General features: G+C 60.4%; 20 protein-coding genes. 7 read left to right on the top strand and 13 right to left on the bottom strand.

From position 1 onward, the window contains the following. The first annotated feature begins 1 nt into the window (after position 1). The 3 genes from FP026_RS09040 to FP026_RS09030 all read left to right on the top strand — a co-directional run bounded on the left by FP026_RS09040 (position 2) and on the right by FP026_RS09030 (position 4,358). Positions 2-1,630 carry an alpha-D-glucose phosphate-specific phosphoglucomutase gene (locus tag FP026_RS09040; protein WP_149634298.1) on the top strand — a complete coding sequence of 543 codons (1,629 nt, stop codon included), beginning with the start codon at positions 2-4 and terminating at the stop codon, positions 1,628-1,630. A gap of 207 nt (positions 1,631-1,837) precedes the next feature. Next, complete coding sequence (gene glgX / locus FP026_RS09035) at positions 1,838-3,808, top strand: glycogen debranching protein GlgX (protein ID WP_149634297.1); 1,971 nt, start codon at positions 1,838-1,840, stop codon at positions 3,806-3,808. Positions 3,809-3,875: 67 nt separating this feature from the next. Continuing rightward, positions 3,876-4,358: a MaoC family dehydratase gene (locus FP026_RS09030; protein ID WP_149634296.1), complete on the top strand. Its 483-nt coding sequence runs from the start codon at positions 3,876-3,878 to the stop codon at positions 4,356-4,358. 105 nt (positions 4,359-4,463) lie between these two features. Here FP026_RS09030 and FP026_RS09025 read toward each other — a convergent pair whose 3' ends face one another. The 6 genes from FP026_RS09025 to FP026_RS09000 form a co-directional block, all read right to left on the bottom strand. Continuing rightward, on the bottom strand, positions 4,464-5,021 hold the full coding sequence (locus FP026_RS09025) for a sarcosine oxidase subunit gamma (protein ID WP_149634295.1): 558 nt from the start codon (positions 5,019-5,021) through the stop codon (positions 4,464-4,466). Further along, a complete protein-coding gene (locus tag FP026_RS09020; RefSeq protein WP_149634294.1) occupies positions 5,014-8,010 on the bottom strand; it encodes a sarcosine oxidase subunit alpha in 2,997 nt (998 codons plus the stop codon). Before FP026_RS09020 ends, FP026_RS09025 begins: the two co-directional genes overlap by 8 nt. Further along, the gene (locus tag FP026_RS09015; protein WP_149634293.1) at positions 8,007-8,372 is read right to left on the bottom strand and encodes a sarcosine oxidase subunit delta; all 366 of its coding nucleotides are present in this window, start codon (positions 8,370-8,372) and stop codon (positions 8,007-8,009) included. Before FP026_RS09015 ends, FP026_RS09020 begins: the two co-directional genes overlap by 4 nt. A 15-nt stretch (positions 8,373-8,387) precedes the next feature. Continuing rightward, positions 8,388-8,810, bottom strand: coding sequence for a hypothetical protein (locus FP026_RS09010; protein WP_432444112.1), 423 nt, complete (start codon positions 8,808-8,810; stop codon positions 8,388-8,390). Beyond that, positions 8,807-10,060: a sarcosine oxidase subunit beta family protein gene (locus FP026_RS09005; protein ID WP_149634292.1), complete on the bottom strand. Its 1,254-nt coding sequence runs from the start codon at positions 10,058-10,060 to the stop codon at positions 8,807-8,809. The genes FP026_RS09010 and FP026_RS09005 overlap by 4 nt, the downstream gene beginning before the upstream one ends. A gap of 162 nt (positions 10,061-10,222) precedes the next feature. Next, positions 10,223-10,501 (bottom strand): hypothetical protein, encoded by a 279-nt coding sequence (locus tag FP026_RS09000; RefSeq protein WP_149634291.1) that lies wholly within the window; start codon positions 10,499-10,501, stop codon positions 10,223-10,225. A gap of 349 nt (positions 10,502-10,850) precedes the next feature. Here FP026_RS09000 and rpsU point away from each other — a divergent pair, with 349 nt between their 5' ends. From rpsU to FP026_RS08980, 4 genes are all read left to right on the top strand, one after another. Next, positions 10,851-11,063 (top strand): 30S ribosomal protein S21, encoded by a 213-nt coding sequence (rpsU, locus tag FP026_RS08995; protein WP_004117638.1) that lies wholly within the window; start codon positions 10,851-10,853, stop codon positions 11,061-11,063. A 137-nt stretch (positions 11,064-11,200) separates the two neighbouring features. After that, positions 11,201-12,076, top strand: coding sequence for a tetratricopeptide repeat protein (locus FP026_RS08990; protein WP_149634290.1), 876 nt, complete (start codon positions 11,201-11,203; stop codon positions 12,074-12,076). 116 nt (positions 12,077-12,192) lie between these two features. Further along, positions 12,193-13,263, top strand: coding sequence for an NAD(P)/FAD-dependent oxidoreductase (locus FP026_RS08985; RefSeq protein ID WP_149634289.1), 1,071 nt, complete (start codon positions 12,193-12,195; stop codon positions 13,261-13,263). A 254-nt stretch (positions 13,264-13,517) separates the two neighbouring features. Then, positions 13,518-15,173: a sensor histidine kinase gene (locus FP026_RS08980; RefSeq protein ID WP_149634288.1), complete on the top strand. Its 1,656-nt coding sequence runs from the start codon at positions 13,518-13,520 to the stop codon at positions 15,171-15,173. Positions 15,174-15,220: 47 nt separating this feature from the next. On the opposite strand, the gene FP026_RS08975 is transcribed toward FP026_RS08980, so the two are convergent. The 7 genes from FP026_RS08975 to FP026_RS08945 form a co-directional block, all read right to left on the bottom strand. Beyond that, positions 15,221-16,615, bottom strand: coding sequence for an NAD(P)(+) transhydrogenase (Re/Si-specific) subunit beta (locus FP026_RS08975; RefSeq protein ID WP_149634947.1), 1,395 nt, complete (start codon positions 16,613-16,615; stop codon positions 15,221-15,223). Positions 16,616-16,625: 10 nt separating this feature from the next. Next, on the bottom strand, positions 16,626-17,024 hold the full coding sequence (locus tag FP026_RS08970; RefSeq protein ID WP_149634287.1) for an NAD(P) transhydrogenase subunit alpha: 399 nt from the start codon (positions 17,022-17,024) through the stop codon (positions 16,626-16,628). Between the two features lies 1 nt (position 17,025). Next, positions 17,026-18,189 carry a Re/Si-specific NAD(P)(+) transhydrogenase subunit alpha gene (locus tag FP026_RS08965; RefSeq protein ID WP_149634286.1) on the bottom strand — a complete coding sequence of 388 codons (1,164 nt, stop codon included), beginning with the start codon at positions 18,187-18,189 and terminating at the stop codon, positions 17,026-17,028. Between the two features lie 110 nt (positions 18,190-18,299). After that, positions 18,300-18,524 carry an aa3-type cytochrome c oxidase subunit IV gene (locus FP026_RS08960; protein WP_149634285.1) on the bottom strand — a complete coding sequence of 75 codons (225 nt, stop codon included), beginning with the start codon at positions 18,522-18,524 and terminating at the stop codon, positions 18,300-18,302. Between the two features lie 275 nt (positions 18,525-18,799). Then, positions 18,800-19,555: an N-acyl amino acid synthase FeeM domain-containing protein gene (locus FP026_RS08955; RefSeq protein ID WP_149634284.1), complete on the bottom strand. Its 756-nt coding sequence runs from the start codon at positions 19,553-19,555 to the stop codon at positions 18,800-18,802. Between the two features lie 356 nt (positions 19,556-19,911). Beyond that, the gene (locus FP026_RS08950) at positions 19,912-22,215 is read right to left on the bottom strand and encodes a putative bifunctional diguanylate cyclase/phosphodiesterase (RefSeq protein WP_149634283.1); all 2,304 of its coding nucleotides are present in this window, start codon (positions 22,213-22,215) and stop codon (positions 19,912-19,914) included. Positions 22,216-22,444: 229 nt separating this feature from the next. Further along, positions 22,445-23,551 (bottom strand): TRAP transporter substrate-binding protein, encoded by a 1,107-nt coding sequence (locus FP026_RS08945; protein ID WP_149634282.1) that lies wholly within the window; start codon positions 23,549-23,551, stop codon positions 22,445-22,447. Positions 23,552-23,588 lie beyond the last annotated feature (37 nt).

Here is a 23,588-nt window from a genome sequence, read left to right as displayed (position 1 = left end):
GATGATTAAAACTGTACCCACCACCCCCTACGCGGATCAGAAGCCCGGCACCTCGGGCCTGCGAAAGAAGGTTCCCGTATTCCAGCAGCCGAATTATGCGGAGAACTTCATCCAGTCGATCTTTGATTCGCTCGAAGGCTATCAGGGCAAGTGCCTGGTCATCGGCGGCGACGGCCGCTACTACAATCGCGAAGTCATCCAGAAGGCCATTAAGATGGCCGCCGCGAATGGCTTCGGCAAAGTGATGGTCGGCAAGGGCGGCATCCTCTCGACGCCCGCGGCCTCCAACATCATCCGCAAGTACAAGGCCTTCGGCGGCATCATCCTGTCCGCGAGCCACAATCCCGGTGGCCCGACCGAAGACTTCGGCATCAAATACAACATCAGCAATGGCGGTCCCGCGCCGGAGAGGATCACCGACGCCATCTATGAGCGCTCGAAGGTCATCGACAGCTACAAGATATCCGATTTCCCGGACATTAACCTCGATCGCATCGCCCGCGAAGATGTGGGCGGCATGATCGTTTCCGTCATCGATCCCGTCGAAGACTATGCGGCCCTGATGGAAGAGCTGTTCGATTTCGGCGCGATCCGCAATCTGATCAGCCTCGGTTTCCGCCTGAGCTTCGACGCGATGAGCGCCGTCACCGGTCCCTACGCCAAGGAAATCTTCGAGATCCGCCTCGGCGCGCCGGATGGGTCGGTTCGCAACTTCCTGCCGCTGCCGGATTTCGGCGGCCATCACCCGGATCCGAACCTCGTCTACTGCAAGGAGCTTTACGACGACATGATGAGCGACGATGCGCCCGATTTCGGCGCGGCATCGGATGGCGACGGCGATCGCAATCTCATCATCGGCAAGGGCATCTACGTCACCCCGTCTGACAGCCTGGCGATTCTCGCGGCCAACGCCAATCTCGCTCCCGGCTATTCGCATGGCATTGCCGGCATTGCCCGCTCGATGCCAACAAGCGGCGCCGCCGATCGCGTTGCCGAAAAACGCGGCGTCGGCATCTACGAAACGCCGACCGGCTGGAAGTTCTTCGGCAACCTGCTCGATGCCGGCATGGCCACCATCTGTGGCGAGGAAAGCTCCGGCACCGGCTCCAACCACGTTCGCGAAAAGGATGGGCTCTGGGCCGTGCTGCTCTGGCTGAACATCCTGGCCGTTCGTGGCGAGAGCGTCATCGATATCGTGACGCAGCATTGGGCCACCTATGGCCGCAACTATTATTCCCGCCACGACTATGAGGGCGTCGACACAGATGCCGCCAACGGCCTGATCTCGGCGCTGCGCGAAAAGCTGCCGACCCTTCCGGGCACGAAGTTCGGCGATCTCACCGTTTCCGCCGCCGACGACTTCGCTTATCACGATCCGGTCGACAAGTCGGTCAGCCAACATCAGGGCATCCGCATCCTCTTCGAAGGCGGCTCCCGCGTGGTCTTCCGTCTCTCCGGCACCGGCACGACGGGCGCGACGCTGCGCGTCTATATCGAGCGCTACGAGCCCGATCCGACCCGTCACAATATCGAAACCCAGGAAGCGCTGGCCGACCTCATCGTCGCCGCCCAGGATATCGCCGATATCAAGGGCCGCACTGGCCGTGACGCACCGACGGTGATCACCTGAATCTGCGATCTAAGCTCCTTCTCCCCGCGGATGCTGGGAGAAGGTGGCCAGAAGCTGCCGAACGAAGCGAGGCGGCGACTGGTCGGATGAGGGGCTTTCCCAAAATTCACCGCGACTGCACAATTCGCCGAACGCTCCGCCCCTCACCCTAGCCCTCTCTCCGCTGCCGGGGAGAGGGGATCACCCTAGCTATCCGGAAAGTCCGACATGTCAGAGCCGACAACCCGCTGCCTTGGCGCGACCCTCACCGACTCGGGTGTCGAATTTGCCGTCGCATCCAAACATGCCGAGCGCATGGAACTCTGCCTGTTCGACGCGGAAGGCCACAAGGAAATCGCGCGGCTGCCGTTCACCCGCGACGGAGATGAGCATCGTCTTTTCGTCAAGGACGCAAAGGAAGGCACGCGCTACGGTCTGCGCGCCCATGGCGCCTATGATCCCGATCGCGGCCTGTGGTTTGACCCATCCAAACTGCTGGTCGATCCCTATGCCAGGGAAATAGACCGGCCGTTTCGCTATGATCCGCGCCTGGGGGTTTTCGGTGCCGACACGCAGGATCTGATGCCCAAAGCGCTCGTCTCGCGCGATGTCGCCGTCAAGCCGGCCAAGCCTTTGTTTCAGCCCGGCGGCCTGATCTACGAAATCGCCGTGAAGCCCTTCACCATGCTGCATCCCGATGTGCCTGCAAAACAACGCGGCACGCTCGGCGCCCTCGCCCATCCCTCGATCATTGCGCATCTCAAGCGCCTGCAGGTCGCCGCCATCGAGCTGATGCCGATCACCGCATGGATCGACGAACGGCACCTGCCGTCGCTCGGCCTTACCAATGGCTGGGGCTACAACCCGGTCGCCTTCATGGCGCTCGACCCACGCCTCGTGCCCGGCGGCATGAAGGAGTTGCGCGAGACGGTCGCCGCCCTTCACACCGTAGGGATCGCCGTCATCCTCGATCTCGTCTTCAACCATACCGGCGAAAGCGACCGCCAGGGACCGACCCTGTCATTGCGTGGCCTCGACAACCCCACCTATTTCCGCCATTTGCCTGACCAGCCCGGCACGCTGGTCAACGATACCGGCACGGGCAACACCATCGCCTGCGACCAGCCGGCGACGCGCAAGCTCATCATCGACAGCCTGCGCCATTTCGTCCGGAATGCCGGCATCGACGGTTTCCGCTTCGATCTCGCCACGGTGCTCGGACGCAACGGCAAGGGCTTCGATCCGGAAAGCATGACCCTGCGCACCATGCTGGCGGATGATGTGCTGCAGGACCGGATCATGATCGCCGAACCCTGGGACATCGGTCCCGGCGGCTATCAGCTCGGGAATTTCCCCGCACCTTTCCTCGAATGGAACGACCGTGCCCGCGACGACCTGCGCCGCTTCTGGCGCGGCGATGCCGGCATTGGCGATCTCGCGACCGTGCTTGCAGGCTCCTCCTCCATCTTCGGCCGTGACGGGCGCGCGCAGACGCGCACGGTCAATTTCCTCGCCGCCCATGACGGCTTCACGCTGATGGACCTCGCTTCTTACGAGAACAAGCACAATGAGGCCAATGGCGAGAACAACCGCGACGGTCACAACGAGAACTTCTCCTGGAACAACGGCGTCGAAGGCAAGACGGATGACCCGTCGATCCAGAGCAAGCGCCGCGCCGATATCGAAGCCATGCTATCGACGCTCCTTGCCACGCGCGGCACGATCATGCTGACGGCAGGCGATGAAGCCGGGCGCAGCCAGCAGGGCAATAACAATGCCTATTGCCAGGACAATGCCATCACCTGGATGGACTGGAAGACGCTGGACGAGGAACTGATCGGCCATACCGCTTGGCTTGCCGGTCTGCGTCGCCGTTTCACCGCCTTTGACGACATGGATTTCTTTCACGGCGATGGCGATGTGCTCTGGTTCTCAAGCACGGGAACGCCGATGGCGGTGCGCGATTGGGAAGCGCCGAAGGCGGCCGTGTTCGGCATGGCGCTCAAAACGCGGGATCTCGCCACGAACCGATCGACGCGGCTCGTCGTATTATTCAACCGCGCTGCCGACGAGTGTCCAGTCACACTGCCCGCCTCTGAAAGCGGCGGCTGGTCTCTGCTGACCGCGACAGGCGAGAATGCGGTAAGCGACCAAATCACCGTATCAGCACGTTCCGTCGCCTTCCTTCTCGAAAACTGATCGCGGTTGCACTTTCCGTTTCGATTCGCCAGAAAGGATTCTGACGACGCAGACTGACGAGGATGGAATGCCCGGCGATATCTCGCTTGTAGAGATCATGAAACTTGCGGGAACGGAGATAGGCGTTTCCGACTGGATCATCGTGGACCAGACGATGATCGACACCTTTGCCGACGCGACGCTCGATCATCAGTTCATCCACGTCGATCCAGAACGCGCCAAGGCGGAAACGCCCTATGGCGGCACCATCGCCCACGGCTTCCTGACACTCTCGCTGCTCTCGGCGATGAACTACAGCGCCCTGCCGAAGATCCGCGAACAGACCATGGGCATCAATTACGGCTTCGAGAAGATCCGCTTCATGTCGCCGGTCAAGTGCGGCGCGCAGGTTCGCGGGCGTTTTACACTCGCTGAAACGCGACTGCGCGGCGCCAATATGCTGATGCTGACCTACGATGTGACCGTCGAGATCGAAAACGAGCGCAAGCCGGCACTGACTGCAACATGGACGACCATATCGCAGTTCGACCCGAAAGATCGGCCGGAATAGGGTTAGAGCATGATGCCGAAAAGTGTGCTCGGTTTTCGGACGACATCATGCTCTACTTCTTTGAGTTTAGAGCGGATTCAGATTTTAGGTCGATCCGACCTAAAATCATCCGGCTCTAATGCTCGCATCCTCCGCGCCCTCGGCCAGAAGACCGAAAGCGAAGTCGGAGAAGGAGCGCCAGACTTCGACGCGGAATGTCTCTTCATCGAGCCGCAAGATCACGACTTCCGCCTTGCCGAGCAGCGTGCGAGAGCAGGCGCCGACGGGGAATGCGATCAACGAAACATCCTGCGGGCAACCTGCGGCAAGCGTCGCTTCCGCGCCGGGACCGGACACGATGACAGCCGTATTGCGATGCGAGACATCGGTCGCCGAATGCAGAGCGCCAGCCGATGCCGCCAGACCGACCAGCTCGGCACCGTTCTCATCGATGACGAGCCATTCGTCCGGGCCGAGCCACAGGGCATGACGCCCGTTGGCGCTGGCCGAGGTCTTCGGCCGGGTCGGTAGCTGAAGGCCAAGCGCCTGCGAAAGAGCGCCGACGGAATCGGCGGGTGCACGCAGCGAAATGCGGCTTGCGGGTGCTGCCGGCATCAACCGGACTGTGGAAGAACCGCCGTGGCGGCCGGCGAGCGGCAGTTTGCGGGTAGCGAGATCAGCCATTGATCCGGCCTCCTTCCTTGTCAAAGAACACCAGATCCGTCACCTCGACGGCAATTGTCTTGTCGGGCATCGGTACATAGAGCGTCTTGGCCATGCGCTCGCGCCCACCTGCAACCAGCGCGAAGGCGATGGAGCGGCCAAGATTTTCGGACCAGTAGGAAGAGGTGACATGGCCGAGCATGGTCATCGGCTTCTGCTCGTTCGGATCGGCGACGATCTGTGCGCCCTCCTCCAGCACCACCTTCGGATCGCGGGTGACGAGACCGACGAGCTGCTTGCGGCCTTCCTTGACGAGATCCGGCCGCTTCAGGCCACGGATGCCGACAAAATCGGTCTTCTTCTTGGAAACGGCCCAGGAAAGCCCGGCGTCATCGGGTGTCACCGTACCGTCGGTATCCTGGCCGACGATGATGTAGCCCTTCTCGGCGCGCAGCACGTGCATGGTCTCGGTGCCGTAGGCGCAGGCGCCCAGCGGTTCAGCGCGAGCCCAGACGGCCTCCCATACGGACTGGCCGTAATCGGCCGGCACGTTGATTTCATAGCCGGCTTCACCGGTGAAGGAGACGCGGAACAGCCGTGCCGGCACGCCGCAGACCTTGCACTCCGCCACGCTCATATGCGGGAAGGCCTCGTTGGACAGATCCTGACCTTCGATGAGCGGCTCGATGATCTCGCGCGCCTTCGGTCCCTGCACGGCGATAACGGCCCATTGCTCCGTGGTGGAGGTCAGCCATACTTTCAGATGCGGGAATTCGGTCTGCAGATAGTCCTCCATATGATGCAGCACGCGTGGCGCGCCGCCGGTCGTGGTCGTCACATGGAAGCGATCGTCGGCCAGACGCCCTACAACGCCGTCGTCATAGACGAAGCCGTCTTCGCGGGTCATGATGCCGTAACGGCAGCGGCCGGGCTTCAGCGTATCCCAGGCATTGGTGTAGAGGAGGTTCAGGAATTCCGCCGCATCCGGCCCGACTACTTCGATCTTGCCGAGCGTCGAGGCATCGAACACGCCGGCCACTTCGCGCGCCGTGCGGCACTCGCGATTGACGGCCTGATGCATGGTCTCCCCGGCGCGCGGATAGAACCAGGCGCGCTTCCAGTTGCCGACATCTTCGAAGATCGCGCCATGTGCCTCTTCCCAGGCATGCATCGGCGTCTTGCGGGTAGGGTCGAACAAGGACCCACGCGAATGGCTGATCAGCGTGCCGTAGGTGACGGGCGTGTAGGGCGCGCGGAAGGTGGTGAGACCGACCTGCGGAATATCCTTGCCGAGCATTTCGGCGGCAATCGCCAGCCCGTGCATGTTCGAAAGCTTGCCCTGGTCGGACGCCATGCCGTTGGTGGTGAAGCGCTTGATATGCTCGATGGAATGCATGCCCTCGCGCACGGCAAGACGGATATCCTTGGCGCAGACGTCGTGCTGGAAATCCACGAAGGCCTTCGCATTCGTGTCCGGTCCAGCGCCTTCCGCCGCACCGATCATGCCGCCCGTCCACTCGAAAGCCTGCTCGGCATGGAGCTGGATCTTCTCGCCGCCATTGGTGCTGCCTGTGGCACGCGCCATCAGCTCGCCGGCGGCAAGCGATTCCTCGATCGCGGCCTGCAGCCCGTCCGTGCCGTTGCAGGCACCGACCGAAAGGCAATCCTGAACATAGGTGCCCGGCAGGAAGCGCTGCTTCTCGGCATCGAACTTCAGCTTACCGCGCGACTGCGAAAACATGTGGACCGACGGCGTCCAGCCGGCTGAAACGAGCAGAGCGTCGATCGCGATCTTGCGCTTGGCGGAGCTGCCGTTGCGCGCGACCGTCATGGAGGAGACGCGAAGCTTGCCGGCGGTGTCGATGACGGCATAATCGGTCATCACCTCGATGCCGAGCCGCTTTGCCTCGGCGAGCACAGCCTCGCCCGGCCGCACGCGGCTGTCGACGATGGCGGCGACGGAAACGCCGGCACGCTTCAGATCGAAAGCTGCCTCATAGGCCGAATCATGTGCCGTATAGACGCCGATCTTGGCGCCGACGGCGACACCATAGTGATTGAGATAGGCGCGTGCGGCAGACGCCAGCATGATGCCCGGGCGGTCATTATTCGGAAACACCATATGGCGCTCTATGGCGCCTGTCGCCAGGATGGCCCGCTTGGCGCGCACCTGCCACAAGCGCTCACGCGGCAGGTCGCGGCCTGGCCTTGCCAGGTGGTCGGTCACCCGCTCGGCAAGGCCGAAGAAATTGTGGTTATAATAGCCGAAGGCCGTCGTGCGGGTCAGCACCTGCACGTTCGCCATTGCCTTGAGCTTGGCGAGGATAGTCTGCGCCCAGTCATAGCCTTCGATGCCATCGATCTTGATGCCGGTATCGAAGCGCAGCGCGCCGCCGACCTCCGGCTGTTCATCGCAGAGGATGACCTTGGCGCCGGTTTCGGCAGCCGCGAGCGCCGCGGAAAGACCGGCAACTCCGGCACCGACGACGAGCACGTCGCAATGCGCATAGCGGCTGGCATAATGATCCGGATCTTCTTCCGTCGGCGCGACACCGAGGCCTGCCGCACGGCGGATGAAGGGCTCGTAAATATGCTTCCAGGCCGACTTCGGCCACATGAAGGTCTTGTAGTAGAAGCCGGCGGCAAAGAACGGTGACATCAAATTGTTGACGCCGCCGACATCGAAGACGAGCGACGGCCAGCGGTTCTGCGACTGCGCCTTCATGCCGTCGAAGACTTCCTGCACGCTGGCGCGCACGTTCGGCTGCCGCCGCGCCGCATCGCGGGAGATATCGAGCAGCGCGTTCGGCTCTTCGGCGCCGGCTGACAAGATGCCGCGCGGACGGTGATACTTGAAGGACCGGCCGACGAGATGGACGCCATTGGCAAGCAGCGCCGAGGCGACGGTATCGCCTTCGAGCGCCGTATAGCTCTTGCCGTCAAAAGTGAAGCGAGCGGTTCTGGCCGGCGTCAGACGTCCCTTGCCCGCGATACGATTGGCGCCGCTCATTCAACAAATCCCTCTGTTTGTGCCGTCTGTTCTTGTTCGTTCTTAGGCTGCGCAACTGGCTCGGACGCCCCCGGCAGCAGCGTCGCGGCATTCGGCTTCGGCTCGCCGGCTTTATACGTGCGATAGAAATGATCACTTACCGTGTCGCGTGCGGCATTGAAGAAGCGGCCGCAGCCATGGATATGCCGCCAGCGCTCGAAGATCAGGCCCTTCGGATTGTCGCGCAGGAAGAAATATTCCTCGAACTCCTCATCCGAGATTCCGGCAATATCGGCCGGCCGCACGATATGCGCATCGCCGGCGTTGCGGAATTCGAGTTCCGAACGCTCTTCCTCGCAATAGGGGCAGTAAATCAGCAGCATCGTTTTCTACCTGTGTTAAAGCTCGGAGCCCGTAAGGCTTGTGCCGGGAGGCTGAGCGCAAAGCCGCCGTCCCATGATGACGAAAGGTGTTATGCGCTTCAGCAGCGCTTCCAGCGATCCATAGGGTTTCAGCACGTCGGTCATCCCCATATTGACCAGGCTCATGCCGAGCAGATCGGTATCGAGCACGAAAGCGCGCGTTGCCTCGGGCTTCTGCTCCGGCAGGAAATAAACGGCCGGCTTGTTCAGCACCTTGGCGCAGGCAAGCACGCCGCTTTCGGCCACGAAGGGCCATTCGGCCTCATCCTTTGCCTTGTGGATCACCTGCATGCGAAAATCCTTGGCCCCTGGAACGAGATCGTTGACTGCGGTCACGATCGTTCCGGCCGGCAAGGAAAGCCCCACCGCAAGAACGATCCCGACCGCCGCCGGCATCAGTGCGCCACGGCGGCCGCTGCCGCCTCATCGATCAGGCGGCCAGTGCGGAAGCGATCCAAATTCAGCCCGGCATTGAATTTGTGCGGCTCGTCGCGTGCGATGAGATGGGCAAAGAGATTGGCCGAACCCGGCGTCGCCTTGAAACCGCCCGTGCCCCAGCCGCAATTGACGTAGAGCCCCGGCACCGGTGTCTTCGACTGGATCGCAGAACGATCCGGCGTATTGTCGACGATACCGCCCCAGGAGCGCATCATCTTGACGCGGCGGAACATCGGGAAGAGCTCGCAGATCGCATCCAGCGTATGGGTGATGATCTGCAAGCCGCCGGTCTGGCTGTAGGAATTATACTGGTCCGTGCCGGCGCCGATGACGAGCTCGCCCTTGTCGGACTGCGAGATATAGGCATGCACCGTGTTCGACATGACGACGCAAGGGAAGATCGGCTTCAGCGGTTCGGAGACCAACGCCTGCAACGGGCTAGACTGCAGCGGCACGCGCACGCCGGCCATCTGCATGACGACGGTCGTGTGTCCTGCCGCGGAAACGCCGATCTTCTTGGCGCCGATGAAGCCCTTGCTGGTATCGACACCGGTGACGCGGCCGTCCGGACCGCGGCGAATGCCGGTCACTTCGCAATTCTGGATGATATGCACGCCGCGATCGGAAGCGGCGCGAGCAAAGCCCCAGGCAACCGCATCGTGCCGCGCCGTGCCGCCGCGACGCTGCAGGGCGGCGCCGTTGATCGGATAGCGCGCCGTCTTCGAAATATCGAGCGGCGGACAGTAAGCCTTGGCCTGCTCCGGCGTCAGCCATTCATTGTCGATGCCATAGAGACGGTTGGCGTGGATATGCCGCTTGAAGGACTGCTGATCGTGCACATTGTGCGACAGCATCATCACGCCGCGCGGCGAATACATGACGTTATAATTGAGATCCTGAGATAGCCCCTCCCAGAGCTTCATCGAATGCTCGTAAATGTGCATGCTCTCTTCATAGAGATAGTTCGAGCGGATGATCGTCGTGTTGCGGCCGGTATTGCCGCCGCCGAGCCAGCCCTTCTCGATGACGGCGACATTGGTGATGCCGTGCTCCTTGGCGAGATAGTAGGCGGCACCCAGGCCATGACCGCCGGCGCCGACGATGATGACATCATACTCCTTGCGCGGCTCCGGCGAGGTCCATTGAGCCTCCCAGCCCTTGTGAGCCCGCATCGCTTCCCGTGCCACGGCAAAAACCGAGTATTTACGCATTCGCCCTCAACTCCTTCAGGCAAGACGCCCTTCTTGTGGGTCATACAAATCGCAAATCGAAAACCGACACAACGGCTCTTTTGCGACGCATTAGGGACCGTCTTTCGACACGGCTAAAATTGCCGCGTTCCCGGCTGCCCTGCTTATGACTTCTTAACGATTCTATTTCCGCTGTAGATGGCAGACCTTCACTCGACCGCCATGACCATCCTTGCGCCAGACACATCCCTCTTTCCGCGGCTTCCCATTGTAAAGATAGATCCTCGCACGATGCTTGCTGTCGAAGGTCTGATTGGAAAAGTCGTGGCCGCCGATGCGGACATTCTTGCCGAGCCGCACTTCGCCGGCCACGGCAGGCGCAAGCGCTGCGGCGAGAATGACGAGGACAAGCATTGGCGCTGCAAGCAATCTTCCAACGACAGCAAAATCGAGCGATTTCATAAAGCGATTCTCCTTGGCTTCCGGCAATTGCCTAAATCCCGCACCTGCCATAACGCATGAACGACTGTGATCCCAAATACTCACATGAGCATGTCAATGCCGCAAAGACCGGGGCGGTTAATCCCAAATTCAATAGCTTCGATGCACCGACATAGGCAGCGCCGGCTCGACTCTCCCCTCGACAAACCGCTTTTTCCTCTGCAAACTCACGATCTGGCTAGACTTTGACAAACCGATCTGCTATCTCGCCTAACCAATCGCAAGGCTGCGGCTGCGCGAACGTTATATTTTTGCCTCCTGGCGCTGCAGTCGCCGCCGGCATCAACCAAACCAAAGGAACGTGATTCTCGTGCAGGTACTTGTCCGCGATAACAATGTCGACCAGGCTCTCCGCGCTCTCAAGAAGAAGATGCAGCGCGAAGGTATTTTCCGCGAAATGAAGATGCGCGACTATTACGAAAAGCCGTCGCAGAAGCGTGCTCGCGAGAAGGCTGAAGCTGTTCGTCGCGTTCGCAAGCTTGCTCGTAAGCGCGCTCAGCGCGAAGGCCTGGTTGCCAAGTAATCGCCGTTTTTTCGACGTTTTCAGATGCATGTGTGGCGGGGGCGAGTCGTTCGCCGCCGCCTTTTTGATTTATTCTCTGGGCAAATCGGATTAAATCAGAACAGCCTGATATGACGCATGGGGAAAGCGACCCGATAATGGCAATGACGACTTCCGTAAAGTTCCGCACTTCGAACCTCTCCTTACTCGTTTCGAAGCGCGCCGCGGTGCTGCCTGCTTTGGCGATGCTTGCCGCAATCAGCCTTTCCGGCTGCCAGACCGCCTCCACCGATAACGTGATCCAGATCGACAAGGCGCAAGGCTCCTCGGGAAATATCGCGTCGCTGACTTCGGTCATCAATTCCAATCCGCAGGATCCTGAAGGTTACAATGTTCGCGGCACGGCCTATGGCCGCGGCGGCGATTTCAACCGGGCCCTCGGCGACTTCAATCAGGCGATCCAGCTCAATCCGAAGTTCTACCAGGCCTACGCCAACCGCGCGCTCATCTATCGCAACATGGGCAAGCTGCCGGAAGCGATCGCGGACTATAATGCCGCGCTGCAGATCAACTCCAATTACGACGTCGCCTATATCGGCCGGGGTAACCTCTACCGCCAGGCCGGCCGCGACAACGACGCCTTCAACGACTATTCGAAGGCCATCAGCCTCGGCACCACGGACGGCCGCGCCTATAATGGCCGCGGCGTGATCTTCCAGAAGCGCAATCAGCAGGACAAGGCGATCGACGATTTCTCCAAGGCGATCTCGCTGTCGCCGAACTCGCCGGAGCCATACAACAGCCGCGGCATCTCCTATCTCGCGCAGAACGACGACGACAACGCCTTCGCCGATTTCAACCATGCCATCGAGCTCAACAACAAGGTTGCCGAATCCTGGGCGAACCAGGCCTTCGTCTACGAGCGCAAGGGCGACAAGGCGAAAGCACGCCGCTCCTATCAGCACGCGGTCAATCTCGATCCGAACTACCAGCCGGCCAAGGACGGCCTGGCGCGTGTCGGCGCCGGCGCCTGATACGAAGATCGCATAGCGATAAGACATCCAGCCGCCGGCGATCCTTCGCCCGGCGGCTTTTCTTTGCCTCGGCGAACGCCTAGTCTCGGTCCATTCCATCCGAACGAGACAGAGACATGCCCTCCCCCCAGAAGATCATAGTCATCGGCGCCGGTATCATCGGTGCGTCCATTGCCTGGCATCTCCAGCGCAAGGGCGCGTCCGTCACCGTGGTCGCGGAGCAGACCGGCGGCGTGGCGACACCGAATTCCTTCGCCTGGATCAATGCGAGCTGGGGCAATCCGGAATTCTACTTCCATTTCCGCCGCCGCTCGATGCGCGAATGGTCTAGGCTTGCAGCCGAGCTTCCGGGTCTGCCGCTATCCTGGTGCGGCGGCCTATGCTGGGATCTCCCGGAGACAGAACTGGATGCCTATGCGGCCCAGCATCACGGCTGGGGCTATGGCATACAGCCGGTCAATCGAGCCACCAGCGCGATGATCGAACCGAATCTTATCAATCCGCCGGACTATGCGCTGCACGTCGCCGAAGAAGGCGCCGTCGAACCCGTCGCCGCGGCAGAGCAGCTCTTGAAAGATGCCGCACGGCATGGCGCGATCCTTTTGTTCGGCGTCGAAGTCAATCGCCTGCTGAAACAGGGCGAGCGAATCATCGGCATCGAAACGAGCGAAGGTGAGATGCGCGCCGACCATATCGTTCTTGCCGCCGGCGCGGGCACCGCACCGCTTGCGGCATCGGCCGATATCCACGTGCCGCTGGAAACGCCGCCGGGGCTGATCGTTCATTCCCGCCCCGCGCAGAAGTTGCTGAACGGCCTGGTGATGGCGCCGGAACTGCATCTGCGCCAGACGGCGGAAGGGCGGATCATTGCCGGTGGCGACTTCGGCGGTACCGATCCCGGTGATAATCCACAGGCGGCTGCTCGCGAACTTTTCGCCAAGGTCCGGGCAACCTTGAAAGGCGGCGAGGCGCTGGAGCTCGATTTCCATACTATCGGCTATCGTCCGACACCCAAGGATGGCCTGCCCATTCTGGGCGGCGTCGATCGCGTAGCCGGCCTCTATCTCGCAGTGCTGCATTCGGGCGTCACGCTGGCGCCACTGGTCGGCCTGCTTGCGGCCGAGGCAATCGTCGATGGCACGGACGACGATCAACTCGCTCCTCTCTGCCTTTCACGCTTTGCTTAACCCTCAAAAGGCAGGGGGCAACGCAACTCAGGGGATGCATTGCCACAGCCGTAAATACCCGGGATCGCTTATGATTTCAAAGCAATGACTTTTCAGATGTTGCAAGGCAATTTACCGAGCCCTAACATGGAGACTTCGAGAGCATGTAGCTCGGGACTGGGGCACGGGGGCGCTTGGCATGATGACCAAAACCATTCTTTTCGCGTTTGCCAGCGCTTTGGATTGTCTCGGGGGCACGATCGGTTGATCGGCCTATGAGGAAGCCGTATTTCCCGAAAGCGTCGATTGGCGCCTATCTGATCGCCATAGCCCTGGCGATTGCCTTGCCTATCCTGGCCTTCGTCGCTCTCCTCCTCGTTCAGCTGGAAAACAATGAACGCGATGCGCTGAAAGGCGATACGGTTCAGGACGCCCAGGCTCTGGCACGCGTCATCGACCGCCAGCTGCAGGACATGGCGACAACGTTGCGGCTGCTGTCCTCTTCGCCCGAACTCGAGCGCAACGATATCGCCACTTTCTTTGCCCGGACGGAAACGGTTCTGCGCACCGACTCTCTTTTCGTCCTGCTCATGGAAAAGGATGGCGAGCTGAGGCTGAATACCCGCTGGCCGCTCGGTAAGCCGCTCGGCAAGACCGGCAATATGGCGGCGCTGCAATCGGCGCTGACCTCCGGACGAATCGAGGCGTCCGATGTTTTCATCGGTACGAATGCCCGCCGCTGGGTCTATAACGTCACCCTGCCGCTCGAACATTCCCCCGCCGGAGCTGCCTTGGCGGTAACCCAGGATGCGGACGAACTCGCCAAGCTCGTGACCACGGAAGCCCTGCCACCCGGCTGGTCGGCTGCCGTGTTGGACAAGTCCGGCCACGTCGTCGCCGCCGGCGGCCCGACGACCCTCGCGCCGGGCGACGCATTCAAAAAGGACATCCTGCCGAAGCTGATCGCATCCAGCGGCGTTTACCAGGATGACAAGATCCTGCCGAATGCGGTGCTCGGCTATGCGCAAATTTCCGGCTGGTCCTGGAAGGCCGTCGTCTGGGGGCCGATCGCATCGGCGCAGGCGTCACTGATGAGCACCTGGCGCTTTCTGATCTATGGCGGCGTGACCCTGCTGTTGATCGCCCTGATCGCCGTCTATGCCCTGGCGCGGCAGGTGCGCATCACCATTCAAAGCATTGCCGACATGGCCGACCGCATGGGCCGGGGCGAGATCGTATCGCCGATCGACACCAGTGTCGTCGAGGCGAACCAGGTGGCTGTGGCGCTTTCCAACGCGTCCTTCGACCGTAGCGTCACGGAAGATCGGTTGCATTTCGTCATGCACGAACTCGTCCATCGTACCAAGAATCTGCTGGCGCTCGCCCAGGCGATGACGCGGCAGCTCGCGCGCCAGACCGATAGCGTCGACAGCTTCCAGCGCGCCGTCGCCGACCGGCTGGAAGGGTTGGCGCGTTCGATCGAGGTCTTGACCAGCGAACAATGGTCCGGCGTTTCGTTGCGCCGCGTGATCGACATCCACCTTGCGACCTTCCTGCAGGGACCGCAGCAGCTCGATGTTCTCGGCAACGATTTCCTGCTGAAGCCGGAGGCCGTGCAGAACCTCGGCCTCGTCCTGCATGAGCTCGCGACCAATTCAGTGAAATATGGGGCGCTTTCGGCTCCCGAAGGCAAGATCACCATCGAATGGACGACGGAGGCCGGTGAAAACGGGCCGATGATCCGCTTCGTGTGGACGGAAAACGATGGCCCCCCGGTCAAGCCGCCAAAGGAAACCGGCTTCGGCACCACCGTGACGAAAACGCACGCCGCTGCGTCCTTCAGCGGCAGCGTCGAGGTCGATTTCCGCCCAACCGGCCTCGTCTGGAGATTGACCGCCCTGCGCAGCACGATGGAACGCGAACGGAGCTGAAGCAGCGTCCGCGAGCATTGGTTTCACATATGCCGTTTTTCCAAAACCTACTCGTTCATCGCCTTGACGATTTCCTCGGTCACCTTCTTCGCATCGCCGAGCAGCATCATCGTGCCGTCCTTGTAGAACAGCGTATTGTCGATGCCGGCATAGCCGGAGCCGAGCGAGCGCTTGACGAAGAGGCAGGTTTTGGCCTTGTCGACGTCGAGGATCGGCATGCCATAGATCGGCGAGGTCTTGTCGTCGCGCGCCGCCGGATTGGTGACGTCGTTCGCGCCGATGACATAGGCGACATCGGCCTGGGCGAATTCCGAATTGATATCCTCGAGTTCGAAGACCTCGTCATAGGGCACATTGGCTTCGGCGAGCAACACGTTCATATGGCCGGGCATGCGACCGGCAACGGGATGGATGGCATATTTCACCTCGACGCCATGCGCCTTCAGCCTGTCGGCCATCTCACGCAGGGCATGCTGCGCCTGTGCCACAGCCATGCCATAGCCCGGCACGATGATGACCTTGGAGGCATTCGCCATCAAATAGGCGGCATCCTCGGCAGAACCGAGCTTGACGGTCTTGTCGGAATTATCGGCCCCACCCGATGCCGTCTCGCCGCCGAAGCCGCCGAGGATGACCGAGACGAAGGAGCGGTTCATGCCCTTGCACATGATGTAGGACAGGATCGCGCCTGAGGAACCGACAAGCGCGCCGGTGATGATAAGCGCCAGGTTACCGAGCGTGAAGCCGATGCCGGCGGCTGCCCAGCCGGAATAGGAATTCAGCATCGACACGACGACGGGCATGTCGGCGCCGCCGATCGGCACGATCAGCAGCACGCCGAGCGCCAGCGACAGCAGCACGACGGCCCAGAAGGCGAAATGGCTCTCGCTTGCCGCGAGGCTGATGATGAAGAACACGATCAGCACAAGTAGGGCAGCATTGATGATATGTCGGTTCGGAAGCAGGATCGGCTTGCCGGACATGCGCCCGTCAAGCTTCAGGAAGGCGATGATCGAGCCGGTAAAGGTCAGCGCACCGATCGCCACACCGATCGCCATTTCTATGAGCGCTTCCGTATGGATATGGCCGATTTCGCCGATGCCGAAGGAAGACGGCGCATAAAGCGCCGAAGCAGCCACGAGCACGGCGGCAAGGCCGACCAGCGAATGGAAACCGGCAACGAGCTGCGGCATCGACGTCATCGGAATGACGCGGGCAATATAGGCGCCGGCCCCGCCACCGATGGCAAGGCCGAGAATGATCAGCACGAGGCCGCCGAAGGATGGCGTCGCCAGCACCAGCGTGGTGGCGATGGCAATGCCCATGCCGATCATGCCGTAGAGATTGCCGCGCCGGCTGGTTGCCGGATGGGAGAGCCCGCGCAGTGCCAGGACGAACAGGACACCGGAAACGAGATAGAGGAAAGCTGCGATATTGCTCAGCATGCCGCCCTCACTTGTCCTTCTTCTTGTACATCGCCAGCATGCGCTGGGTGACAAGGAAGCCGCCGACGATATTGACCGAGACAAGCACCAGCGCCACGAAGCCGAAGCCGGTGGCGAGACCGCTCGCCGAAATGCCGACGGCCAACAAGGCACCGACGACGATGACCGAGGAAATGGCATTCGTCACCGCCATCAGCGGCGTGTGCAGGGCCGGCGTTACCGACCAGACGACGTAATAGCCGACGAAGATTGCCAGCACGAAGATCGCAAGCTGGAAGACGAAGGGATCGATCGTCCCGCCCGTTGCGGCGCTGGCGACCTGCGGTGCCTGTGCGGCGGCGGTCGTGACAGCGGCAACGGCATCATTCAGTTGCTGGAGTGCCTGGTCCATTGCTTGGCTGGCCATCTCAGAGATCTCCCTTATTGACGGTCGGCTGGTCGGGATCGACGAAACTCGGGTGCACGACCTCGCCGTCATCGGTCAGCATCGTCGCCTTGATCAGCTCGTCGAGGCGGTTGAGGCCGAGGCTCTTGCTATCCTTGTCGACCATCGTTTCCAGGAAGGTGACAAGGTTTTTGGCGTAGAGGGCCGAAGCGCTGGCTGCGATCCGGCCTGCCATATTGGGATAGCCGACCACTCGAACGCCTTCGACTTCGGCGACCTTGCCGTATTCGGCGCCCTCGATATTGCCGCCACGCTCGACCGCGAGGTCTACGGCAACCGCACCCGGGCGCATCGCTTTCAGCATGTTGCGACTGACGAGCCGCGGCGCAGGACGGCCGGGGATCAGCGCCGTCGTGATGATGATATCCTGCTTGGCGATGTGATCGGCAACGAGCGCGGCCTGCTTGGTCTGATACTCCCCGGACATTTCCTTGGCATAGCCGCCGGCGGTCTCCGCCGCCTTGAACTCCTCGTCCTCGACGGCGATGAATTTCGCGCCGAGCGAGGCCACTTGTTCCTTGGCCGCCGGCCGCACGTCGGTCGCCGATACCAGCGCACCCAGACGCCGCGCCGTGGCGATCGCCTGCAGGCCGGCAACGCCGGCACCCATGACGAATACCTTTGCCGCCGGCACCGTGCCCGCAGCCGTCATCATCATCGGAAGCGCGCGATCGTAGACGGCCGCAGCCTCGATGACAGCTTGATAACCGGCGAGATTGGCTTGCGACGACAGAACGTCCATCGACTGAGCCCTGGTGATGCGCGGCATCAACTCCATGGCGAAGCTCGTGAGCCCCGCGCGCGCCATCACGGCAAGTGCTGCCTCGTTGCCATAGGGATCCATGATGGCGATAACGATCGCGCCGCTCTTGTAGCCGGCGATTTCCTTGGTCGTCGGGCGCCTGACCTTGAGGATGACATCCGCCGCCTTCGCATCCTTGACGGAGCCGATCCGCGCGCCGGCAGCTTCGTATTCCGCGTCCGGAATACGCGATGAAGCCCCCGCGCCGGCTTCGATCACGATATCGAAGCCGAGCCCCCTCATCTTCTTCACCGTCTCGACGGAGGCTGCAACACGCGTCTCTTCCGTCACGCTTTCCTTGGCCACGAAAACCAGATTGCTCAACAGCACCACCCCACATGAAACCGCAGCCCTGCTTGACGCAGCAGGGCAAACACCTGCGAAATCAGGTCATAATTTTCAGCAAAGGCGCGGGCCGGACGGCCCGGCGTGGGTCAACGTGACAATAGGAAGCCAAGGAACGAGAGGACGACGAAAATGATGAAGCCGCCCAACAAGCCGGCATGACCGAAAAAACCGGCCGCCATAGCAATCAGCAAAGCAGCGACGATCGCCGATCCCAGCCTGGCCACGAACAGGAACCCGTTATAGGTTTTCTGATGTTCCTTGTAGTCCATGGCGGCGCCAGTTTCGACTGGTCCGGTATGATGTTCGGCCATTCAGAAGTCTCCCCTCAATTCCCTCTTCGACCGGCCATGCGGGCCGGCGGCTGGAGCTAATCCTCAAAGGCTGAGGCATGGCAGATGCCGCAGCCGAATTTCCTCCATCGAGGGGTTACACAAAGCGAGGAAAAATGCAATGCACGAGAAGGTCGCACAGGCGCGCAGCCTGGAACAGGATGCCGAAAAGTCGATTTCGAACGACATCATGCTCCAGCTGTCTGATTCCAGCGCGGATACGGATTTTGGGCCATTCGACCCAAAATCATCCAGTGCTAGCCGAATTGCCCGCGAATTTCGCGGCGACCGCCATTTGCCAGCCGCGCCGTCGGCAGGATGGTCAACGGAGGCGAGCCGTTGTCCTCGTTGCGGGAAAACATCATGCGTCTTTCATAGGGCTCTGAATCAAAGAACGGATATCGCTGCATCAGCTTGCCCCGAATTTCCCTCGAGCGTGACGCCAGCAGCGTCAGCTCGAAGCCATAGGTCTTGGTCATCCGCGGCGGCACGATCGTATCGGCATAGAAGACGCGCTTGTAGAAGGCGGCATGCGCCGGGCGGATGTGCTGCATCACGCGATCCGTGTTGAAGTAGACGGCGCCGACGATCGCGGGCCGCAGCGTCAGATAGGGCAAAGCCGGCAGCTCCAGCTCGAAATCGGGATCGACGGCAAAGCGTGCGGGGTCGATCAACGTCATGCCGGCATCGAGGAAGGCGTGAATTTCCTCGGGAAAAATACCGGTCGATTGACATACACGGTGATCCGGCGTGACATGGTGTATCCGCACCGTGCTCACCAGTTCTTCGTCATAATAGACCCCGAAAATATAGGCGTGATCGTCGAAATCGATGTCGTCGATCAAGTTCTTGGCCGCCACCGGCAAGACGTCGCGGGCCTTGTAGGCCTTGTAGCGTAGCCGCGCGACACCCTCCATGTCCTCGCTGCTTTCGATCCGGCGGTATTCTACGTGATCGAGCACCTCCATCAGCTTGCCGGCAAAGCTGTCTTTCCAAGCACTCATATGAGTCATGATGAATGTTCCATGATGGTTAACGGAACATAATTGGTATTAACTCGCAGTTTGATCAATATTTGATTTAATTTTTATTAACTATTAATTCCATTAAGGTTAATTTTTTTAACAAATACCGGTATAAGCTCGGGCACGCGCTGCAACCAAGTTTTCGTTGTTACGACATGGGAAATAAGCAGATTTGCCCGTCTATCTGATCCGCACAAAACAAGCGCGGATCTTCAACTTACAATTCTCATAAACAGCCTGCGGCAGGATGATCGATTGATCCGGGTCATTATGGTGGCGTGATACGATCGCCAGCTTCCGGATTATTTTAGCGTCAGCGCAATGATACGCGTTGGCTCCTTGCGTCAGGCGACATGATCCGCGCGCACGCCCGACTGCCGGCGGCTGAGGCCACCCATCATCTCAACCACCTGTTCCCGTGCCACGGGTGCGGAAAATACATAACCCTGGATGATATCGGCTAGGTTCTTCTCAACGACGAGCGCCAGTTGTTCGAGCGTCTCGACACCCTCGATCACGATATGGAGGCTGAGCGCGCGGGAAAGATCGACGATGCCGCACAACAGCTTGAAACGGCGGCTGTCCGTCGTGATGTCACGAACGAAGGACCGGTCGATCTTGACGACATCCACCGGCAGCGAATCCAGGTAGCTGAGGCTGGAAAAGCCCGTTCCGAAATCATCGATCGCGATCGTAATGCCTTTGGCGCGCAGATCGGCAAGGATTGAGCGAACGGTTGCCACCTCATCCATCAGGCAGCTTTCCGTGATCTCGAGATGCAGCCGCGACGGCTCCAATCCCGACGCCTCGAGCGCCTCCACGACGACGGTGACAATATCGTCGTTGCGCAGATCCTGCGCCGATAGGTTGACCGAGACCGCAAGCGGCGCCGGCCAGGAAACGCAATCCCGACAGGCCTGGTTGACCATGAAGCGGGTGATGCCGGCAACGATGCCCATTTCCTCGGCGATCTGCACGAAGATATTGGGCGGGATCGAGCCCTTTTCCGGATGGACCCAGCGCGCCAGCGCCTCGCAACAAACGATGCGGGAGCCGTCCGGCATAAACATCGGCTGATAGACGGCGTGAAGCCTGCCCGCCTCGACGGCTTCGCGTAGGTCTTCCTTCAGCTTCTGGCGCTCGACGTAGCGCGCATCCATCTCTTCTTCGAAGGCGCTGCATCCGCCTTTCAAGCGCGACTTGGCGTCGAACAGCGCCAGATCGACCTTGACCTGCCATTCCTCCGAGCGGAACTCCCGGCTCGGCATGGTCACATATCCGCCGCTGAAGGAAATGCGGAAGCTGTTGCCGTCGACATTGTAAATGCCAGTCATCGCCGCGTGCAGCGCGCGAATGTGGCCATCGATCTCCGGAGCATTGTCCTCGTTCGGAAAGAACAGGACGAATTGATCGCCCACCAGCCGTGCCGCAAGCGCCGCCGTACCCGCGAGCTCCTTCAGGCGCTCGGCTATGGCAACCAGAAGCCGATCGCCGGCCAGATGTCCCTTTGTATCATTGACATGCTTGAAGTCATCGACATCGAGAACCAGGATGCCGATCCGGCCGTCCCGCATGCGCGTTGCAAGCTTTTCCTTGACCAGCTCGATGAAATATTCGCGGTTCGGCAGCCCCGTCAGGGGATCATAGCGCACCATATGCAGGATCTTGCGCTCCGCCCGGATACGCACGGTGACGTCTTCGAAGATCAGAATGACGATGCCGTCGGCGCGACGGCTGGCCGAGAATTCCAGAAATTGATCCTCGTTGAACTGAATAAGCGTGCGGGAAAGCGTACCGCTGACGAGCTGCGCCATTTGCCGGTGGATGAGCCCGGGCAAGGATCCGTCGATGAAGGCGTGGCGCGCGCCGTAACGCAGAACGACGTCGAATTCGCAGTCCTTGAGCTGCTCCGGATGCGCGAAATTCAGGAGTTCGCAAGCCTTGCGGTTGACGACGAGGATGCGGTTCTGGGCATCCAGCATGAAGAGCCCATGCGTCATATTGTTGAGCGCGGTATCGAACCGGTCGGCGATCAGGGATATCTCGCGCGAGGCGATGACGTTCTTGTAGAGAAATTCGCGCACACCGTTCGCCATCGCACGCGTCGTCAGCCCGAAGGGGACGAGCATGATGGAGACGATCGCCTTGTAAAGCTGCTGCGACATCAGGCAGGCGATGATGATCGGCAGGCAGCAGGCGAGCGTCTGCAGATCGATCGCCTTCTGGGACCCGTAGTTGCGGCCGACGATCGACACCATCGACGCCATCGTCACGGCGATGCAGATGAATTCCGCCAGCGGATCCTGCACGATCAGGATGGCATAGCCGCTGCCGATGCCGAGGATGGATGCCGTCGCGGCGGCGCCGATCACATAACGCGTTTCCCATCTGGCGATATCGGCCCGCGTAAAACTATGCTTGTCCGCCGCATCGAATTGCCGGAACGAATACATTCGCAAGGCAAACACGGCAGCGAAAGCCAGGCAAAGCGTGAGATAGATATTTGCGCGCGTGCTTAGGAAAACGATGACATAGGTGAGGATATGAACGAACACTCCCGTAAACAGCGTTTTACGGTTTCCGAAAAGCGAACTGACGAACGACAGATAAACATCCGTCGGCACAGTGTCCGGGCTTGGAGGCTTCATTCAGACTTCCCCTGATGCGGCGGACACCCTAGTGGAAACGTTTTAAAATTTGATTGCCCAATAGCACCCATCTGGACAGATTTATCAATCGTGTCGGTAACTTACATCGAAGTTAGGCTACGGTCCGCATCGTATTAGTGCAATTGCTCCCGGCTCATTCTACCTCGAATATAACGTTTAAGTCACTAATGCATAAAACAAGACATCACTAAAGACTTATAGAATACGATTACAACTTGCCCGCCCGCTGCTGGATCATCATAAAAGTATCGAAAGTATACTCCGAAAGCTGCATCCAAAGATACGCATCTTTTTTATAGGAAACCTGATCCTCATAGATACGCTTGAAATAAGCGTTGGATTTGGAAAGATCGGCATAGAGGGCGCCGGCTGCCTGGAAACACGCCTCCATGATCTCCTGGCTGAACGGACGCAGCGTCACGCCCTGCTGCACGATATCCTTCAGCGCCTGGGGGTTCTTCACATCGTATTTCGCCAGCATGTTGGTATTGGCGAAGGCACAGGCATCCGTGAGGATTGTCTGGTAATTTTTCGGCAAGGCATTCCATTTCTCCAGATTGAAGAAAGCGTGCACTACCGCGCCGCCTTCCCACCATCCGGGATAGTAGTAGTATTTGGCGATCTGCTGCAGCCTGAGTTTCAGGTCGTCATAAGGGCCGACCCATTCGGCGGCATCGATCGTGCCCTTGCTCAGCGCATCGTAGACCCCGTTGGCCGGAATATCCTGCTGAGGCACCACGCCGATCTTTTCGATCACCTTGCCGGCTAGGCCGGCGATGCGCATCTTCAAGCCCTTGAGATCGTCGAGCGTATTGATTTCCTTGCGAAACCATCCGCCCATCTGCGCGCCGGTGTTCCCCGCAGGCAGGCCCAGTATGCCCTGCGTTGCGTAGAACTCGTTCATCAGCTTGTTGCCGTTGCCCTGATAGAACCAGGCATTGGTCAGCCGGGCATTGAGGCCAAACGGCAGCGCCGTGCCGATGGCGTAGGTCGGGTCCTTGTTCCAGAAATAGTAGGAGCAGGTGTGCGCCGCATCGACGCTACCGGCGCTGACCGCATCGGCGGCCTGAGCGCCGGGTACGATTTCGCCGGCTTCGTAAGTCTGGATGACGAAATTGCCGTTCGTCGCATCGGAAACATGCGAGGCAATATCTTCCGCACCGCCATAGATCGTATCCAGGCTCTTCGGAAACGACGACGTCATTTTCCAGGTGACCTTCGGAGATTCCTGGGCCAGGGCCGGGCTCGCAAGCGCGGAGGCTGCAGCGCCTGCGCCAACGGTCCCTGCCCGCCTCATGAAGGAACGGCGATCCATCGAATTCTCCCATACGGACGGCATTGCTGGGAAACGG

Origin of the sequence: Martinezella tropici, assembly GCF_008370325.1 — a bacterium.
GTDB classification, from domain to species: domain Bacteria; phylum Pseudomonadota; class Alphaproteobacteria; order Rhizobiales; family Rhizobiaceae; genus Rhizobium; species Rhizobium tropici_B.
Note: the sequence above shows the minus strand (reverse complement) of the source record. Positions and strands in the feature narration are given on the sequence as shown.

What these genes read in the sequence shown, in the direction of transcription:
- FP026_RS09040 (WP_149634298.1), top strand. Translation starts at nt 2, where the DNA reads ATGATTAAAACTGTACCCACCACCCCCTACGCGGATCAGAAGCCCGGC.
- glgX (WP_149634297.1), top strand. Translation starts at nt 1,838, where the DNA reads ATGTCAGAGCCGACAACCCGCTGCCTTGGCGCGACCCTCACCGACTCG.
- FP026_RS09030 (WP_149634296.1), top strand. Translation starts at nt 3,876, where the DNA reads ATGCCCGGCGATATCTCGCTTGTAGAGATCATGAAACTTGCGGGAACG.
- FP026_RS09025 (WP_149634295.1), bottom strand. Translation starts at nt 5,021, where the DNA reads ATGGCTGATCTCGCTACCCGCAAACTGCCGCTCGCCGGCCGCCACGGC.
- FP026_RS09020 (WP_149634294.1), bottom strand. Translation starts at nt 8,010, where the DNA reads ATGAGCGGCGCCAATCGTATCGCGGGCAAGGGACGTCTGACGCCGGCC.
- FP026_RS09015 (WP_149634293.1), bottom strand. Translation starts at nt 8,372, where the DNA reads ATGCTGCTGATTTACTGCCCCTATTGCGAGGAAGAGCGTTCGGAACTC.
- FP026_RS09005 (WP_149634292.1), bottom strand. Translation starts at nt 10,060, where the DNA reads ATGCGTAAATACTCGGTTTTTGCCGTGGCACGGGAAGCGATGCGGGCT.
- FP026_RS09000 (WP_149634291.1), bottom strand. Translation starts at nt 10,501, where the DNA reads ATGAAATCGCTCGATTTTGCTGTCGTTGGAAGATTGCTTGCAGCGCCA.
- FP026_RS08990 (WP_149634290.1), top strand. Translation starts at nt 11,201, where the DNA reads ATGGCAATGACGACTTCCGTAAAGTTCCGCACTTCGAACCTCTCCTTA.
- FP026_RS08985 (WP_149634289.1), top strand. Translation starts at nt 12,193, where the DNA reads ATGCCCTCCCCCCAGAAGATCATAGTCATCGGCGCCGGTATCATCGGT.
- FP026_RS08980 (WP_149634288.1), top strand. Translation starts at nt 13,518, where the DNA reads ATGAGGAAGCCGTATTTCCCGAAAGCGTCGATTGGCGCCTATCTGATC.
- FP026_RS08970 (WP_149634287.1), bottom strand. Translation starts at nt 17,024, where the DNA reads ATGGCCAGCCAAGCAATGGACCAGGCACTCCAGCAACTGAATGATGCC.
- FP026_RS08960 (WP_149634285.1), bottom strand. Translation starts at nt 18,524, where the DNA reads ATGGCCGAACATCATACCGGACCAGTCGAAACTGGCGCCGCCATGGAC.
- FP026_RS08955 (WP_149634284.1), bottom strand. Translation starts at nt 19,555, where the DNA reads ATGACTCATATGAGTGCTTGGAAAGACAGCTTTGCCGGCAAGCTGATG.
- FP026_RS08950 (WP_149634283.1), bottom strand. Translation starts at nt 22,215, where the DNA reads ATGAAGCCTCCAAGCCCGGACACTGTGCCGACGGATGTTTATCTGTCG.
- FP026_RS08945 (WP_149634282.1), bottom strand. Translation starts at nt 23,551, where the DNA reads ATGGATCGCCGTTCCTTCATGAGGCGGGCAGGGACCGTTGGCGCAGGC.